14 protein-coding genes are annotated in these 16876 nt (G+C 66.2%); 8 read left to right on the forward strand and 6 right to left on the reverse strand.

The genetic code is table 11. From position 1 onward, the window contains the following. Positions 1-49: 49 nt before the first annotated feature. Positions 50-142 (reverse strand): pyrroloquinoline quinone precursor peptide PqqA, encoded by a 93-nt coding sequence (gene pqqA / locus GL300_RS06995; RefSeq protein ID WP_028720682.1) that lies wholly within the window; start codon positions 140-142, stop codon positions 50-52. A gap of 192 nt (positions 143-334) precedes the next feature. On the opposite strand from pqqA, the gene GL300_RS07000 reads away from it, so the two are divergent. The 7 genes from GL300_RS07000 to argC all read left to right on the forward strand — a co-directional run bounded on the left by GL300_RS07000 (position 335) and on the right by argC (position 12063). Continuing rightward, positions 335-1393: a quinoprotein relay system zinc metallohydrolase 2 gene (locus tag GL300_RS07000; RefSeq protein ID WP_155038890.1), complete on the forward strand. Its 1059-nt coding sequence runs from the start codon at positions 335-337 to the stop codon at positions 1391-1393. A gap of 60 nt (positions 1394-1453) precedes the next feature. Then, positions 1454-6952, forward strand: a complete 5499-nt coding sequence (locus GL300_RS07005; RefSeq protein WP_155038891.1) for an alpha-2-macroglobulin family protein — start codon at positions 1454-1456, stop codon at positions 6950-6952. A 67-nt stretch (positions 6953-7019) separates the two neighbouring features. Then, positions 7020-7991 (forward strand): GAF domain-containing protein, encoded by a 972-nt coding sequence (locus GL300_RS07010; RefSeq protein ID WP_155038892.1) that lies wholly within the window; start codon positions 7020-7022, stop codon positions 7989-7991. A 103-nt stretch (positions 7992-8094) separates the two neighbouring features. Then, on the forward strand, positions 8095-9621 hold the full coding sequence (adh, locus tag GL300_RS07015) for an aldehyde dehydrogenase (protein WP_155038893.1): 1527 nt from the start codon (positions 8095-8097) through the stop codon (positions 9619-9621). Between the two features lie 85 nt (positions 9622-9706). Beyond that, positions 9707-10741 carry an alcohol dehydrogenase AdhP gene (adhP, locus tag GL300_RS07020; RefSeq protein WP_155038894.1) on the forward strand — a complete coding sequence of 345 codons (1035 nt, stop codon included), beginning with the start codon at positions 9707-9709 and terminating at the stop codon, positions 10739-10741. Between the two features lie 18 nt (positions 10742-10759). Beyond that, on the forward strand, positions 10760-11092 hold the full coding sequence (locus GL300_RS07025) for a DUF779 domain-containing protein (RefSeq protein ID WP_155038895.1): 333 nt from the start codon (positions 10760-10762) through the stop codon (positions 11090-11092). A gap of 62 nt (positions 11093-11154) precedes the next feature. Further along, positions 11155-12063 (forward strand): N-acetyl-gamma-glutamyl-phosphate reductase, encoded by a 909-nt coding sequence (argC, locus tag GL300_RS07030; RefSeq protein WP_155038896.1) that lies wholly within the window; start codon positions 11155-11157, stop codon positions 12061-12063. Positions 12064-12144: 81 nt separating this feature from the next. Here argC and GL300_RS07035 read toward each other — a convergent pair whose 3' ends face one another. From GL300_RS07035 to GL300_RS07055, 5 genes are all read right to left on the reverse strand, one after another. Then, on the reverse strand, positions 12145-12351 hold the full coding sequence (locus GL300_RS07035) for a Trm112 family protein (protein WP_155038897.1): 207 nt from the start codon (positions 12349-12351) through the stop codon (positions 12145-12147). Beyond that, positions 12348-12989, reverse strand: a complete 642-nt coding sequence (locus GL300_RS07040; protein ID WP_155038898.1) for an LON peptidase substrate-binding domain-containing protein — start codon at positions 12987-12989, stop codon at positions 12348-12350. Before GL300_RS07040 ends, GL300_RS07035 begins: the two co-directional genes overlap by 4 nt. Position 12990: 1 nt before the next feature. Continuing rightward, positions 12991-13908, reverse strand: coding sequence for a thioredoxin (gene trxA, locus GL300_RS07045; RefSeq protein ID WP_370576842.1), 918 nt, complete (start codon positions 13906-13908; stop codon positions 12991-12993). Positions 13909-13982: 74 nt separating this feature from the next. After that, positions 13983-14768 (reverse strand): exodeoxyribonuclease III, encoded by a 786-nt coding sequence (locus tag GL300_RS07050; RefSeq protein WP_155038899.1) that lies wholly within the window; start codon positions 14766-14768, stop codon positions 13983-13985. A gap of 219 nt (positions 14769-14987) precedes the next feature. Further along, positions 14988-15674, reverse strand: coding sequence for a response regulator transcription factor (locus tag GL300_RS07055; protein ID WP_155038900.1), 687 nt, complete (start codon positions 15672-15674; stop codon positions 14988-14990). Positions 15675-15807: 133 nt separating this feature from the next. Between GL300_RS07055 and ribA the strand changes: the two genes are divergently transcribed. Beyond that, the gene (gene ribA / locus GL300_RS07060; RefSeq protein WP_155038901.1) at positions 15808-16869 is read left to right on the forward strand and encodes a GTP cyclohydrolase II; all 1062 of its coding nucleotides are present in this window, start codon (positions 15808-15810) and stop codon (positions 16867-16869) included. Positions 16870-16876 lie beyond the last annotated feature (7 nt).

Consider the following 16876-nt stretch of genomic DNA (forward strand, 5'->3'; position numbering starts at 1 on the left):
GTCCCGACGCGGGCGGAACCGGCCGGAATTACGCTTGTGTCAGATTATCTCAGAACAGGACCGGCTCGTCTTCGGCCGGGGCGTACATGTTGATTTCCATGCCGCAGGAAATTTCCTTCAGCGCGGGTTTGGTCCAAGCCATGAGTTCCTCCCTATCATAGCGCCCGCAATTGCGGACCCTGTGATGCTATGCCGATGGTGATTTCAGTCAACCAGCCAAAGGTCTTAGGACATTTCGACCGGCTCACCCGGGACATCTGCCCACAAGCTCCAGTTGGCGCGTCGGGCCATGCCATGCTACCTTCCCCTGCCGCGCGAAACATGGAGGGCGGGTATGTTTCATCTGATGCTGGCCGCCTGTCTGGCGAATGATCCAACCACCTGCGCCGAGCGCCTGTTGCCCGCGGCCGACTCTGCCGACCGCGAGGAATGCCAGCGCCGGGCCGAGCCGATCGCCCGCGACTGGCTGGCCCGCCACCCCCGGCTGAAGGGTGGCGAGGCACGCTGCGTCCCGACCGAGGACCTGCCCGCGCTGGCGATGCAGGAAATCGCTGGCGACCTGTTTTTCCACCAGGGCGCGGTCGATCAGCTTTCGCGGCAGAATCAGGGTCGTATCGCCAATCTCTCGTTCATCGTCGGCGATACCGTGGCAGTGATCGACGCCGGGGGCAGCCGGGCCGAGGGCGAGGCGCTTTATGCCGCGATCCGCAAGGTCACCGACAAGCCGATCAGCCACCTGATCCTGACCCATATGCATCCCGACCATATTCTGGGGGCCGAGGTCTTTGCAGAGGCCGGCGCGCGCATCGTCGCATCCAGCCGCCTGCCCGAGGCAGTGGCCCGCCGCGCCGATGGCTGGATGATCTCGATCCCCAACCAGATCGGGCATCTCGCCTTTCTGGGCACCCAGATCGCCCCGGTCGACCAGCAGCTGACCGCAGCCATGGTGATCCCGCTGGGACCGACCGAGCTGACGGTGACACCCGAGCCCAGCGGCCATACCGACAATGACCTGATCGTGCAGGACAGCGAATCAGGCGCGCTTTTCACCGGGGATCTGGTGTTTCGCGGGCTGACGCCGTCGCTGGACGGGTCGCTCAAGGGCTGGCTTGACTGGATCGCGGCAGGTCCGCCCGAACCGGCACCCGCGCTGATCGTGCCGGGCCACGGCCCCATCGCCGAAAACTGGGACGAAGCCGTGGCCCCGCAGCAGCAATACCTGCAGGCGCTGCGCGATACGACCCGCAAGGCCGTCGCGAATGGCATGCCGCTGTCGCAGGCGATCCCCGCCATCGTCAACATGATGAAGCCCTGGTCCGAGGGCTGGGCCGATTTCGCGGCGACCACCGCCCGCAATGCTGCCACTGCCTATTCCCAGATCGAATGGGAATAGGCAGATTGCCCGCATGGGCCGGTGATGCCACAACTATGGGCATTCGGACCGGAGAAGCCCATGCTCGTGCAATCGCCCCGCCATCTTGTCGCCGCCCTTGCCCTTGGCCTGTCGCTGACCGCGCCCGCATTGGCGCAGGATGCGCCGATCCCCGACCGCCGCCTGCAGCTTCTGCCCGATGCCGACCTGCCCGGCGGCGATCTGTCACGGATTTTCGACACCACCCTGCAGGCCTGCATTCAGGCCTGTCTGGGTGACGACCAATGCCAGGCGCTGACCTATAACCAGAAGGCACGGTCCTGCTTCCCCAAATCCGAGGCGGGCGAACCCGCGCCCTTCGCCGGGGCCATTTCCGCCCGCGTCGTCGCCACCCCCGATGAGCAGCGCGACCTTGCCCGCGCGCGGGCCGGGGCTGCTGCTTTTCTGTCTACTGCCGATCTGGACGCCGCGCTGGATCAGGCGCGGCTGTGGCCCGCGATGACCCCGACGCAGGGTCCGGGCGATCCCCGTGCCGAAGCCGAAGCCGCCGAAACAGCAGGCGATCTGGCCGGGGCGGCGCGCAGCCTGTCACAGATCGTCGCCACCGACGATCTGGCCGAGGACTGGACCAATCTGGCCCGGCTCACACTTTACACCAGCGATTCGAACGACCGGCAGGCCGCGGGCTCCATCGCCTCGATGGCAGTGAACGGCTACCTCCGCGCCGATTCCGATGCCGTGGCAGGGCGGGCGCTGTCCTGGCTGGCCATGGCGCTGGAGCGGCTGGACCGTGGCCGCGACGGGCTAAGCGCGCTGCGGCTGGCGGCCCAGCTTTCGCCGAACGACCCCGAAATCGCGACCGCATTGGACGAATCCGAGGCCCGGAACGGTTTCCGCGTCACCGACACGCAGGTCGAGCCCGAATCCCGCCTGCCCCGCTTTTGCGCCGTAATGTCGCGCGAACTGGTCAAGGGTGCCGATTACGCCCCCTATCTGCGCCTGCCCGCCGGTGACCTGACGGTTGAGGCCAGTGGCGACCGGCTGTGCGTCGCCGGACTGACCCATGGGCAGGATGTCGAAATGACCCTGCGCGCGGGCCTGCCTTCGGGTGACGGCGAGAAACTGGCGCGCGACGTGACGCTGAAAGGCTATGTCCGCGACCGCGCGCCCGAGGTGCGTTTTCCGGGCCGCGCCTATGTCCTGCCCGCATCGGGGGACCAGCGCCTGTCGATGGTCACGATCAATGCCGATCGCGTCGATCTGCGCCTGCTGCGGATTTCCGACCGCAACCTGATCCGCACCATGGCCGAGGACATGTTCGCCTCGCCCCTCGACAGCTGGCAGACCGATTATTTCTCGGGGCGGATGGCGCGCGAGGTCTGGAAGGGCTCGGCCGAGGTCGCGCGTCCGGTCGGTCGCGAATCGCTCAATCAGGAACTGACCACCAGTCTTGCCGTGCCCGCCGAGGCCGGGCCGCTTGAGCCGGGAATCTATATCCTTGAGGCCAATGTCACGGGTCAGGATGTGCAGGACACGGGACTGGCGACGCAATGGTTCGTGATCTCGGATTTCGGGATCTCGACATTCTCGGGCACGGATGGGTTGACCGTCGCGGTGCGGGGCCTGCGCGACGGCGGTGCCAAGCCGGGGGCCGAGGTCGCGCTGGTCAGCCGCTCGAACGAGGTTCTGGCGCGGGTGGCGAGCGATGCCCAAGGCATCGCCCATTTCGCGCCGGGCCTGAGCCTTGGCACCGGCGGGGCGGAACCCGCGCTGGTCACGGTGACCGATTGGCAAGGCGAGGGCGCGGACCGCGCGCCTCGCGACATGGCCTTCCTGTCGCTGACCGATCCTGAATTCGACCTGTCCGATCGCGGGATCGAGGGCCAGCCCCCCGCGCCGCCCATCGACATCTTCCTGACGACTGATCGTGGTGCCTATCGCGTGGGCGAAGTCGTGAACGCCACGATCCTTGCCCGCGACGCGCAGGTCCGTGCGCTGGACAAGCTGCCTTTGACGGCGGTGGTCCTGCGCCCCGACGGGGTTGAGCAGGCGCGGCTGCAGCCCACTGCCGCCGGTGCGGGCGGCAGCACGCTGAACTGGCAGATCCCCGGCAATGCCCCACGTGGAACATGGCGGCTGGAACTGCGCGCCGAGGCTGATGGCCCGGCCTTGGCCACGGCCCGCCTGCTGGTTGAGGATTTCCTGCCCGAGCGCATCGACTTTACCCCCCGCCTGCCCGATGGCCCCGCCCGTGCAGGTGGCGAACTTGCCGTCTCGCTTAGCGCGCATTGGCTGTTCGGAGCGCCCGCCGCGAACCTGCCGGTCGAGGGGCAGTTGCGCCTTGCCCCCAGCCGCAGCCTTGCCGGTTTCGACGGCTATCAGTTCGGCCGTGCTGACGACGAAACCCAACCGGTCATGGAAAGCCTGCCCGCGGGCGTGACCGATGCGCAGGGGAATTACAGCCTGCAAGCCAGCCTGCCCCCGGCGACCCAGCTTGGTCCGCGTCCCTTCGACGCGACGGTCATCCTTGATCTGCGCGAAGGCGCGGGCCGCCCGGTCGAGCGGGTGGAATCCCGCATCGTCATGCCCGATGCGCCGATCATCGGTATCCGTCCGCTATTTGAGGGCGATACCGTCGCTGAAAACGTCGAGGCCCGCTTTTCGCTGGTCGCGGTGGCCCCCGACCTGACCCGCGCGACCGCCCCGGTCCGCTGGGTGCTGAACCGGATCGATACCGATTACCAATGGTACTCGCTGGACGGGCAATGGAACTGGGAGCCGATCACGACACGCTCGCGCGTGACCGAAGGCGTGGCCGAGCCCGGCGCGGACCCTGCCGAAATCGCGGTCCCGGTGGAATGGGGCCAATATGAGCTGGTCGCGGAACCTGCCTCGGGCAGCGGCGGGCAGGCTTCGGTCACCTTCAGTGCGGGCTGGGGTGCGGTGGCCAATGCCGGGTCGCCCACGCCGGACCGCTTGCAGGTGCTGCTGGATAAGCCCGCCTATCGCAGCGGCGACACCGCGCGGGTCAAGGTGCAGGCCTTGGCCGATGGGATGGGGATCGTCTCGGTCCTGTCGAACCGGCTTGTCGCCATGCAGACTGTGGCGCTGAAGACCGGTGAAAATACCGTGGACCTGCCGGTGACCGATGATTGGGGCGCCGGCGTCTATGTCACCGTCAGCGCCATCCGCCCCTTGGGCGAGGTCGCGCCGGGCAATCGCGTCCCGGTGCGGGCGCTGGGTCTGGCCCATGCCGCTGTCGATCCGGGGCCGCGAAAGCTGTCCGCCGCGATCGAGGCGCCCAAGGAAACCCGCCCGCGCGGTGTGATCCCGGTCACCCTGAAGGTCGAAGGCGCGGCGGGCCAGACGGTGCAGGCGACCATTGCCGCCGTCGATCAGGGCATCCTGAACCTGACCCGCTTCGCCCCGCCCGACCCATCCGGCCATTACTTCGGCCAGCGGCGGCTGGGCGTGGGCCTGCGCGATCTTTATGGGCGGCTGATCCTGCCCTCGGGCGCGCCGGATGGGGCGCTGCGCGAGGGGGGCGACGCCATGTCCGCCAATGCCGACGGCCCGCCCCCGACCGAGAAACTGATGAGCTGGTTCTCTGGCCCCGTCACCATTGGTGCGGACGGCACGGCGAAGGTTGAAATCCCCGTGGGCGATTTCAACGGCGAGGTGAGGGTGATGGCCGTGGTCTGGAGCGATCACGGCGTCGGTCAGGCCGATGCCTCGGTCCTTGTCCGCGACCCGGTGGTGCTGACCGTGACCGCGCCCGCCTTCCTTGCGCCAGGCGATGCCGCGCAGGTCGGACTGCGCCTGACCCATGCCTCCGGCCCGACGGGCGCGATACGTCTGGCGGTCCAGCAAACTGGCGGCGACGCGCCCGTTCTGGCCAGCCTGCCGCAGCCCGAAGTCACCCTGGCCGAGAAATCCGAGGCTCAGGTCCAGATGCCCATCACCGCCAGCGATGCCGAGGGCGTGGCCAACCTGCGCCTGACCCTGACCACGCCCGATGGCAACCAGCTTTCCAAAGACATCGCCATTGCCGTGGCGCTGAACGATCCCGACATCCAGCGGCAGGACCGGCTGAGCGTCGCGCCGGGCAGCAGCGTCACCCTGCCCCCGGACCTGACCGAAGGGCTGATGCCCGGCGCGCTGCTGACCGCGGCCATCGGCCCCTATGCAAGGCTGGATGTGGCGGGCGCACTGGCCCGGCTGGAGCGTTATCCCTATGGCTGCACCGAACAGCTGACCTCGGGCGCGCTGCCGCTGCTGTATCTGCCGCGCCTGTCCGCCATCGAGGGCGTCGGCGCGACGGATACCGACAAGGCCGTCGCGGACGCCATCACCCAGATCCTGACCCGGCAGGCCCCGAATGGCGGCTTTGGCTTGTGGCGGGCGGATTCGGGCGATCTGTGGCTCGAGGCCTATACCACCGACTTCCTGTCCCGCGCACGGACGGCGGGTCATCAGGTCCCCGACCGCGCCTTCCGCATGGCGATCGACAATCTGAGAAACCGCGCCAATTACGCCAGCGACCCCAGCGCCTCCTCGCCCGAGGACAATGCCGCGCTGGCTTATGCGCTGGCGGTGCTGGCGCGGGAACGTGCGGCGACGGTGGGCGATCTGCGCTACTATGCCGATACCGCAGCGGCGGCCTTCTCGACGCCGATGGCGGCAGGGCATCTGGGGGCGGCGCTGGCCTCGTATGGCGATCAGGCCCGCGCCGACCGAATGTTCCAGCAGGCGGGCGCGGCGCTGGACCAGTCCACGCCGGAACCGCAAGTCTTCCGCGCCGATTACGGCACGCGCCTGCGCGATGCGACGGCACTGCTGGCCCTGGCCGCCGAGGCCAAGACCCAGGTGATCGACCAGACCGCGCTGACCAGCGACGTGGCCGAGCAGATCGGGAATGCGCAGGATAGCGGACGCAGCCTCTCGACGCAGGAATCGGTCTGGACGGTGCTGGCGGCGCAGGCGCTGTCGCAATCCCCGCCGCAGGCCAGCCTGAACGGCGTGGCGCTGGATCAGCCCGTGACCAGCCTGCCCGATGCATCCGCAGCCATCGCCAATCCCGGCGATCAGCCGCTGGAGGTAACGCTGACCGCCACCGGCAAGCCCGCCACTCCGCCGCAGGCCGGTGGGCGCGGCTACCGCATCGCGCGCAGCTACTTCACCATGGAAGGCGAAGCGATCGACCCCACGCAGGTCCCGCAGGGCACGCGCATGGTCGTCCGGCTGGAGGTCACCCCGGAATCCGACGGCGGTGGCCGCCTGATCGTCACCAACCCCCTGCCCGCCGGATGGGAGATCGACAACCCGAACCTGCTGCGGGCGGGCGATGTATCCTCGCTGGACTGGCTGGACGGCCAGACCGATGCCGAGATGACCGAGTTCCGCGCCGACCGCTTTGCCGCCGCGCTCAGCTGGACCGGGACCGAGCCCTTCCGGTTGGCCTATATCATCCGCGCGGTGACGCAGGGCAGCTTCCGCCACCCCTCGGCCAGCGTCGAGGACATGTATCGCCCCGAATTCCGGGCCTGGAGCGCCGGGGGTCACGTCACCGTCACGCCGTAAAGGATTTCTTGCCCCATACGACAAGCCGGTCGATACTCCGGGGATCGAGTAAGGAAGGGAGGACGCCTTGCCCGAACACCGACATGAGGATCGCGTCGCGAAAGCCTCGCAATCGCCCGGCGCGGTGACGCGGCTGGCGGCAAGCTGGCGACGTTCGATGGTCAAGCATGGTCTGGACCCGGCAGGTGCGCCCAGCGTGCGCCGGCTGACCCCGCGCGAACTGGCCGAGCGTCGCGAGGCACTGGACGGCTTCATCAACGTCGCCCGCCCGCAGCTGGACCAGCTGTTCCAGCTGGTCTGCCCGACCGGGTGCAGCGTGCTTTTGACCGATGCCAGTGGCATCGTGCTGGAGCAGCGCGTGACCGAGGCCGATGCGGGCGTTTTCCGCGGCTGGGGCCTGTGCAACGGTGCCGACTGGTCCGAGGCCGCCGAGGGCACCAACGGCATCGGTACCTGCATCATCGAGGGGCGACAGGTCACCATCCATCGCGACGAACATTTTTATGCCCGCAATACCGGCCTGTCCTGCATGGATGCGCCGATCTGGGGCCCGGACGGGCGGTTGATCGCGGCGCTGGATGTCAGTTCGGCGCGCACCGATACCGAGCGCTGGAACGGGCTGATCGCGGCGCAGGTCGCGCAAAGCGCCCGCCAGATCGAGGCCGCGTTCTTTCGCGCCTCGTTCCCCGGTGCCCGCATCATCACCGCGCAACCGCCCGGCGGAGACGAGGCGATGCTGCTGATCGCCGTCGACAAGGACGATCTGGCCATCGGCGCGAACCGCGCCGCCCGCCGCGCCTTTGGGCTGGAAAAGGAAGGCCAGCTTCGCCCCCGCCCCGCATCGGACCTGTTCGGGCGCGAGGATGAGGCGACCGGCTTTGAAAAGGCCGAACGCGCCGCGCTGATTCGTGCCCTTGCGCGGGCGGAAGGAAACGTCTCGGCGGCAGCACGCGCGCTGGGTGTGGGACGCGCGACGCTGTACCGGCGCATGTCCCGTCTGGGGATTTCCGAAAATCCGGGCCGACTGTCTCGGTCCTGAAACACATTCCGCGCTGCGGCGTGACCTTGCGTTGATTTGTCTGCGCCTCCGTCACAGGCTTTCCCCAGACCGGCAGGAGGAGCCGGACTGACAGGAGGAAACAATGCCGAACGACCAGACGCATGACTTCAAGGGCGTGAACGTGCTGCCCTTCGCCAAGCGCTACGACAACTTTATCGGTGGCAACTGGGTCGCGCCGAAATCCGGAAAATACTTCACCAACACCACGCCGATCACCGGGGCCGAGATCGGCGAGATCGCGCGTTCCAATGCCGATGACATCGAACTGGCGCTGGACGCGGCCCATGCCGCCAAGGACAAATGGGGCCAGACCCCGGTTGCCGAACGGGCCAATGCGCTGCTGAAGATCGCCGACCGGATGGAGGCGAACCTTGAGTTGCTCGCCACCGCCGAGACCTGGGACAATGGCAAACCCATCCGCGAGACCATGGCCGCCGATGTGCCGCTGGCCATCGACCATTTCCGCTATTTCGCCGGTGTCCTGCGTTCGCAAGAAGGCACGATCTCGGAAATCGACGCCACCACCATCGCCTATCACTTCCACGAGCCGCTGGGCGTCGTCGGCCAGATCATCCCGTGGAACTTCCCGCTGCTGATGGCCTGCTGGAAACTGGCCCCGGCGCTGGCCGCAGGCAACTGCGTGGTCCTGAAACCCGCCGAACAGACCCCGGCCAGCATCATGGTCTGGGCCAACCTGATCGGTGACCTGCTGCCTCCGGGCGTCTTGAACATCGTCAATGGCTTTGGGCTTGAGGCAGGCAAGCCGCTGGCCTCGAACCCGCGGATTTCCAAGATCGCCTTCACCGGGGAAACCACCACCGGCCGCCTGATCATGCAATATGCGGCTGAAAACCTGATCCCGGTCACGCTGGAACTCGGGGGCAAGTCTCCCAACATCTTCTTCGAGGATGTTGCCCGCGAGGATGACGATTTCTTCGACAAGGCGCTGGAAGGCTTTGCCATGTTCGCGCTGAATCAGGGCGAGGTCTGCACCTGCCCGTCGCGCGTGCTGATTCAGGAATCGATCTATGACCGGTTCATGGAACGCGCGGTGAAACGCGTGCAGGCGATCAAGCAGGGCGACCCGCGCGACGCCGCCACCATGATCGGTGCGCAGGCCTCCTCCGAGCAGAAGGAAAAGATCCTGTCCTATCTGGACATCGGCAAGAAGGAAGGTGCCGAGGTCCTGATCGGCGGCAAGGCGGCCGATCTGGGCGGCGAGCTGTCCAGTGGCTTCTATATCGAGCCGACGATCTTCCGCGGCCACAACAAGATGCGGATCTTCCAGGAAGAAATCTTTGGCCCGGTGGTGTCGGTCACGACCTTCAAGACCCAGGCCGAAGCCTTGGAAATCGCCAATGACACGCTGTACGGCCTTGGCGCGGGCGTGTGGTCGCGCGATGCCAATACCTGCTACAGCATGGGCCGCGGCATCAAGGCCGGCCGGGTCTGGACCAACTGCTACCACGCCTATCCGGCCCACGCGGCCTTTGGCGGCTACAAGCAGTCCGGCATCGGTCGCGAAACCCACAAGATGATGCTGGATCACTATCAGCAGACCAAGAACATGCTGGTCAGCTACTCTCCCAAGAAGCTCGGCTTCTTCTGAACCGGCAAGCGCATCGGGGCGGTCGATCCGCCCCGGTGCCCTACCCTTTTCCTTCCCGACGATCTTTCCGCAAGGAGCATACGGTATGGCAAAGACCATGAAGGCCGCGGTGGTCCGCGCATTCGGCAAACCCCTGACCATCGACGAGGTGCCGGTCCCCGAACCCGGCCCCGGCATGATTCAGGTCGCCATACAGGCCTCGGGTGTCTGCCATACCGATCTGCATGCCGCCGAGGGCGACTGGCCGGTCAAGCCCAATCCACCCTTCATTCCGGGGCATGAGGGCGTGGGCTTTGTCTCTGCCGTGGGCGCGGGCGTGAAGCATGTCAAGGAAGGCGACCGCGTCGGCGTGCCGTGGCTTTACACCGCCTGCGGCCATTGCCGCCATTGCCTTGGCGGCTGGGAGACGCTTTGCACCGAGCAGCAGAATACCGGCTATTCGGTCAATGGCGGCTTTGCCGAATATGTCGTGGCCGATCCGAATTACGTGGGCCATCTGCCGAAAGGTATCGATTTTCTGGAAATCGCCCCGGTGCTGTGCGCGGGCGTCACCGTCTACAAGGGGCTCAAGGTCACCGATACCAAGCCCGGCGACTGGGTGGTGATCTCGGGCGTGGGCGGGCTGGGCCATATGGCCGTGCAATATGCCAAGGCGATGGGCCTGAACGTCGCCGCCGTCGATATCGACGATGAAAAGCTGGCCTTTGCCCGCAAGCTGGGCGCAACGATCACCGTGAACGCCAAGACCGATATAGACCCCGCCGCCACCATCCGGCGCGAGACCGATGGCGGCGCGCAGGGCGTTCTGGTCACCGCCGTCAGTCCCAAGGCCTTCGAGCAGGCCATCGGCATGACCGCGCGCGGCGGCACCGTGTCGCTGAACGGCCTGCCGCCGGGGGATTTCCCGCTGGATATCTTTGGCATGGTGCTGAACGGGATCACGGTGCGCGGCTCGATCGTCGGAACGCGGCTGGATCTGCAGGAATCGCTGGATTTCGCGGCGCAGGGCAAGGTTCGTGCGACCGTCCACAGCGCCAAACTGGAAGACATCAACGACATCTTCTCGCGCATGCACAAGGGGCAGATCGAGGGCCGCATGGTCCTTGACCTGACCGCCTGAGCCATGGAGGCCTGAACCATGGAGGACCGCGTCACCGCCACCCATGCCGCGCTGCAATTGCTGGCCCAGATCGTCGCAGAACACGGGCCGGTGTTGTTCCATCAGTCGGGGGGATGCTGCGACGGGTCCTCGCCGATGTGCTACCCGCAAGGCGAGTTTCGCCTGAGCGAGCGTGACGTGAAGCTGGGCGAGATCGGCGGCATGCCCTTTTACATCTCGGCCAGCCAGTACGAGGTGTGGAAGCATACCCGCCTGACCATCGACGCGGTTCCCGGCCGGGGCGGCATGTTCAGTCTGGATAACGGGCGCGAACAGCGGTTCCTGACCCGCTCGGACCTGTGCGAGATCTGACATCCGGGTTTGCCTGAACCCCGCCCCTGCGCTACAACGCCCCCGCGATACAGGAGGCCATGATGGCGCATAAGGTTTTCATCGACGGCGAAGCCGGCACGACCGGCTTGCAGATCCGCGACCGGCTGATCGGGCGCAAGGATATCGAACTGATCCAGATCGATCCCGCCCGCCGCAAGGATGCCGATGCCCGTCGCGAGGCTTTTGCCAGCGCCGATGTGGCGATCCTGTGCCTGCCCGACGCGGCCGCCAAGGAAGCCGTGGCTTTGGCCGCAGACCTGCCGGTGCGCTTCATCGATGCCTCGACCGCGCATCGCGTTGATCCGGCCTGGGTTTTCGGCTTTGCCGAACTGGCCCCCGGCATGCGCGAGGCAATCGCGGGCGCGAAACTGGTCAGCAATCCCGGCTGCTATTCGACCGGGGCGATCGCGGCGCTTGCGCCGGTGGTCAAGGCCGGGCTGGTCGGCACGGATGAGGCTTTGTCGATCAATGCGGTGTCGGGCTATACCGGCGGCGGCAAAGAGCTGATCGGCGAATACGAGCGCGGCCAGGCCCCCGCCGCCTTCGTCTATGCACTGGGACAGAAGCACAAGCATTTACCTGAAATCATGAAATATGTCGGGCTTTCGACGCGCCCGGTCTTTGCGCCTTCGGTGGGCAATTTCGCCCAAGGCATGGCGGTTCAGATCCCGTTGCATCTGGACGGCAAGCGCAACCTGACCAACCTGCGCGAGGCGCTTGAGGCGCATTACGCGGGCAGCCGTTTCGTCTCGGTCGTCGATGCTGCGGCGCGGGTCGTGCCGACGGCGCTGAATGACACCAACCGGCTGGAACTGTCGGTGCATGGCGATGCCGAGAACGGCTGCGCGGTGCTGGTGGCGGTGTTGGACAACCTTGGCAAGGGCGCGTCCGGCGCGGCGGTTCAGAACCTGAACATCATGCTGGGCGCCGATGAGGCTGCGGGCCTGTAACGGCCTGAGAACATGAAAAAACGGCCTGTGACATCTGTACACAGGCCGTAAACCGCCCGTATGCCGGGCAGCACCGAAAGCTCAGTCGGCCTTGATCTGCCGGGCCTCGTCGATCAGCATGATCGGGATGCCGTCATGGATCGGGAACGCCAGTCCGGCGGCTTCCGAGATCAGTTCCTGCGCCTTGGCGTCATAGCGCAGGGTGGCATGGGTCACCGGGCAGACCAGCGCCTCAAGCATATGACGGTCGAAACCGCGTTCGGGGGCGGATGCAGTTGCGTCGCTCATTGGATCCTCTCTTCGTCTTCGCCGCCCCGCAGGGCGTATTCCAGCAGCCCGTCCAGCAATTCGCGACGATCCGCAAGGGTCGGGCTTTCCAGCAGCGCCTGTTTTTCCTCATGCGAGAAAGGCAGCAGCATGGACAGCATGTTGACCAGCGTTTCTTCCTCGGCGGATTCGGCAGCGCTCCAATCCGAGGCCAGCCCGCGCAGATCGGCAAAGCGCCGCAACCGCGTCATCAGGGTGGCGCGGTCATAGCCGGGGGCAGATTCGCCGCGGCTGTCCAGATCCTGCCGGAAATCCTGCCAATCGACCAGCGCGACCCGGTAAGGGCGCTCGCCCTCGGGTTCCTGATGCAGCACCCGGAAGCGCGAGCGCGCCTGAAGCGAGATCATCATCCGCCGGTCCGGCAGTTCCGAAAAGGCGACGATGCGGCCGGCGCAGCCAATCTGCGACAGCCGCCCCTTGCCGTTCTGCATGGGCTGGATCATGCCGATCAGCCGCTCGGGCGTGGCCAGCACGTCCTCGACCATCTGCAGATAGCGCGGCTCGAAGATCTGCAGGGGCAGCCGCGAGCGCGGCAGCAGGATCGCGCCCCCCAGCGGGAACAGCGGGATCGTTCGTGGCAGGTCCGGGCTGCGCGCCATCTTACAGGAAGATCAGCGACGACAGCCGCCGGCGGCCTTTCTGGGCAATCGGATCGGTGGGCTTCAGCGCATCGAAGATGGTGATGAGCTGGGCCTTGGCCGCGCCGTCATTCCATTCGCGGTCGCGACGGAAACCTTCCAGAAGCTGGTCGATCGCGGCTTCGACCTCGCCCCCGGCATGAAGCGCGGTAGCATAGTCGAAACGCGCCTGCTGGTCGGCGGGATCGGCCTCGACCTTGTGGCGCAGATCGTCAAGCGGTCCGGCCGATGCGGCCTGACGCGCCAGTTGCAACTGGGCGCGTGCAGCTTCGACCGGAGCGGCGGTGGCGGCAGCGGCGGGGACATTGGCCAGATCGGCTTCGGCCGCATCCAGATCGCCCGAGGCCAGACGGGCGCGGATCAGCCCGCCCCACGCGATGGCGTTTTCGGGCTCCTCGCCGATGATCGCGGCAAAGGTTTCGGCCGCGTCCTCGTTCGCGCCTTCGGTCAGCATGGCCTCGGCCGCTTCCAGCGCATCGGCAAGACCGCCATCATCGCCGCCCATCTGGGCCAGCTTGTCGACGAATTGCTTGATCTGGCTTTGCGGCACTGCGCCCTGGAAACCGTCAACCGGCTGGCCCTGGAAGAAGGCATAGACGGTCGGGATCGACTGCACGCGCATCTGCGCGGCGATCATCTGGTTCTCGTCCACGTTCACCTTGGCCATGCGCACGCGGCCCTTGTGGCGGGCAACCTCGGCCTCCATCTGGGGTCCCAGCGTCTTGCAGGGACCGCACCACGGCGCCCAGAAGTCCACGATGACCGGGACCTCCATGGATTTTTCCACCACCTCGGCCATGAAATTGGCCTCGGTCACGTCGATGATGAAGTCTTCGGTCTTGGGCGCGGGTTGGGCGGCGCCGTCAAAAAGCATGGCCATTGTCTTCCCCAGAAGTTCGGGTGTTTTGCGTCAGGCGCAATATGGTGCCTGATCGGGTCTTGCGAAAGGCCGGATTACAGATCGAAGCTGGCCAGAACCGGGACGTGGTCGCTGGGCTGTTCCCATCCGCGCACGGGGCGCAGGATGCGGCTGGCGTGGCCGGCATTCGCGATATCGGGCGTGGCCCAGATATGGTCCAGACGGCGGCCCTTGTCGGCGGCGTCCCAATCCTTGGCGCGATAGCTCCACCAACTGTAAAGCAGGCCCGAGGGAATGTCCTGACGGGTGATGTCGACCCATTTGCCCGCGTCCTGCGCAGCGCCCAGATGCTCGACCTCAATGGGGGTGTGGCTGACGATCTTCAGCAACTGCTTGTGCGACCAGACGTCATCTTCGCGCGGCGCGATGTTCAGATCACCCACCATGATGGATTTCGACGGGTTGTCGGCATGGAAGGCGTCGCGCATCTCGGTCAGGAAATCCAGCTTCTGGCCGAATTTCACGTTCTGCTCGCGGTCGGGAATGTCGCCGCCCGCAGGAACATAGAAATTGTGGATGGTAACGCCGTTTTCCAGCGTGGCCGCGACATGGCGGGCATGGCCAAGGCTGGCATAGTCACGGTCGCCCGCATCTTCCAGCGGCAGCTTCGACAGGATGGCGACGCCATTATAGCCCTTTTGCCCCCGCGCCACGAGATAGCGGTAGCCAAGCGCGGCAAAGGCCTCGGCCGGAAATTTCTCGATCGGGGTCTTGATCTCTTGCAGGCAGAGGATGTTGGGGGTTTCCTCGGTCAGAAGCCGCGAGACCAGCGCCTCGCGCAGGCGGACCGAATTGATGTTCCAGGTGGCGATGGTGAACATGGGCGCGCTCCTTTGTCGGGGCCGGACCCTAGGGCGGCGGAGCGCCCTTGTCCACCGTTCCGCCACGGGGGACTTCGCGTCCCCCGAACCCCCTGCGGGATATTTGGACAAGAAAGAAGCTGCGCGGCACCAAGAGGGTCGGGACGTTCTTTCTTGCTTAAATATCCTCGGGGGGTGCGGGGGGCGAAGCGCCCCCGCCGCCTAGGCTGAAACCTGCCCTCAGACCACCAACCGATAGCCGCCGGATTCGGTGACCAGCAGGCGCGCGCTGGAGGGATCGGGCTCGATCTTCTGGCGCAGTCGGTAGATATGGGTTTCCAGCGTGTGGGTGGTGACGCCGGCATTGTAACCCCAGACCTCGTGCAGCAGCACGTCGCGGGCAACCACGCCGTCCTGCGCGCGATAGAGGAACTTCAGGATGTTGGTTTCCTTCTCGGTCAGGCGGATCTTGCGGTCCTTCTGATCGATCAGCATCTTCATCGCCGGCTTGAACGTATAGGGGCCAAGCTGGAAGATCGCGTCCTCGGACTGTTCATGGGTGCGCAGTTGCGCCCGCAGGCGGGCCAGCAGCACCGGGAACTTGAACGGCTTGGTGATGTAGTCGTTCGCGCCGGAATCAAGGCCAAGGATGGTGTCGGCATCGGTGTCATGTCCGGTCAGCATGACGATCGGGCATTTCACGCCCTGCTTGCGCAGGCGCTTGCACAGCTCGCGCCCGTCGGTATCGGGCAGACCCACATCCAGCACCACGAGGTCAAAGATCGCGCCCTTGGTGCGTTCGACCGCCTCATGGCCCGAGCCTGCCTCGAACACTTCGAAATCTTCGGTCGCGACAAGTTGCTCGGCCAGCGCCTCGCGCAGGTCCTCTTCGTCATCGACCAACAGGATCTTTTTCAGTCCGGCCATTCTTGCCTCCTTTGGCTTTATGTCGGAAACGTGAGGGGACCGGGGGCGGGCGTCCAGCGCATTGCAGCAATTCTCACATGGAGTTGTCGGAAATCGTCCCTATGTTTCAGTTTGTTTCAATCCGGCCCGAGCCATGTCCCTGATCCCTACCCTGATCGAAACCGTTTCGCGCGCGCGCACCGATCTGCGGATCGGTCTGCCGGTCGTGCTGGGGGGCTATCTGGCCGCCGCGATCGAGACCTTGTCGCCCGATCGGCTGGCCCTGATGCGCCAACTGGGCGCGGCGCATCTGGCGCTGACCAGCTGGCGCGCGGGCACGCTGAAGGCGCGGGTCTATGACGGCGATCTGGCGCGGATCGCGTTGCCCCCCGATGCCGATCTGGCCTGGCTGCGATCGATGGCCGATCCGGCGGGCGATCTGATGACACCGATGAAGGGGCCGCTCAACAGCCTGCGCGGCGGCGATGTCGCGGCGCATCGCGCCGCCATCGCGCTGGCGAAATCGGCGGAACTGCTGCCTGCCGTGCTGATGGTTCCGGTGGATAGCGTCCCCGAGGGGCTGACCCGGCTGGAACCCGGCCCCGCGCTGGAGCAACTGGCGCGAGAATCCATCATGGCTCCGGTCGCGGCGGCACGGCTACCGCTTCTGGCCGCCGAGAATTCGAAGCTGCATATCTTTCGACCCGACGATGGCGAGGCCGAGCATTACGCGGTCGAGATCGGCGCACCGTCCCGCGACAAGCCGGTTTTGGCGCGGCTGCATTCGGCGTGTTTCACCGGCGACGTGCTGGGCAGCCTGAAATGCGACTGCGGTCCGCAACTGCATGCCGCGCTGGGGGCGATGGGTCAGGCGGGCGAGGGCGTACTGATCTATCTGAACCAGGAGGGGCGCGGCATCGGGTTGGCCAACAAGATGCGGGCCTATGCCCTGCAGGCGCAGGGCTTTGACACGGTCGAGGCCAATCACCGTCTTGGCTTTGAAGATGACGAGCGCGACTTCCGCATCGGTGCCGGCATCCTGCGGCGCATGGGTTTCAGCAAGGTGCGTCTGATGACCAACAACCCGCGCAAGGTCTCGATGCTGGAGGGCCATTGCATCGCCGTGACCGAGCGCGTGCCGCTGATCACCCCGCGCAATCGCCACAACACCGGCTATCTGGACGTGAAGGCGGAAAAATCGGGGCATCTGCTGTGATCCGGCT

It is taken from the genome of Paracoccus litorisediminis, assembly GCF_009711205.1.
In the GTDB taxonomy this organism is placed as follows: domain Bacteria; phylum Pseudomonadota; class Alphaproteobacteria; order Rhodobacterales; family Rhodobacteraceae; genus Paracoccus; species Paracoccus litorisediminis.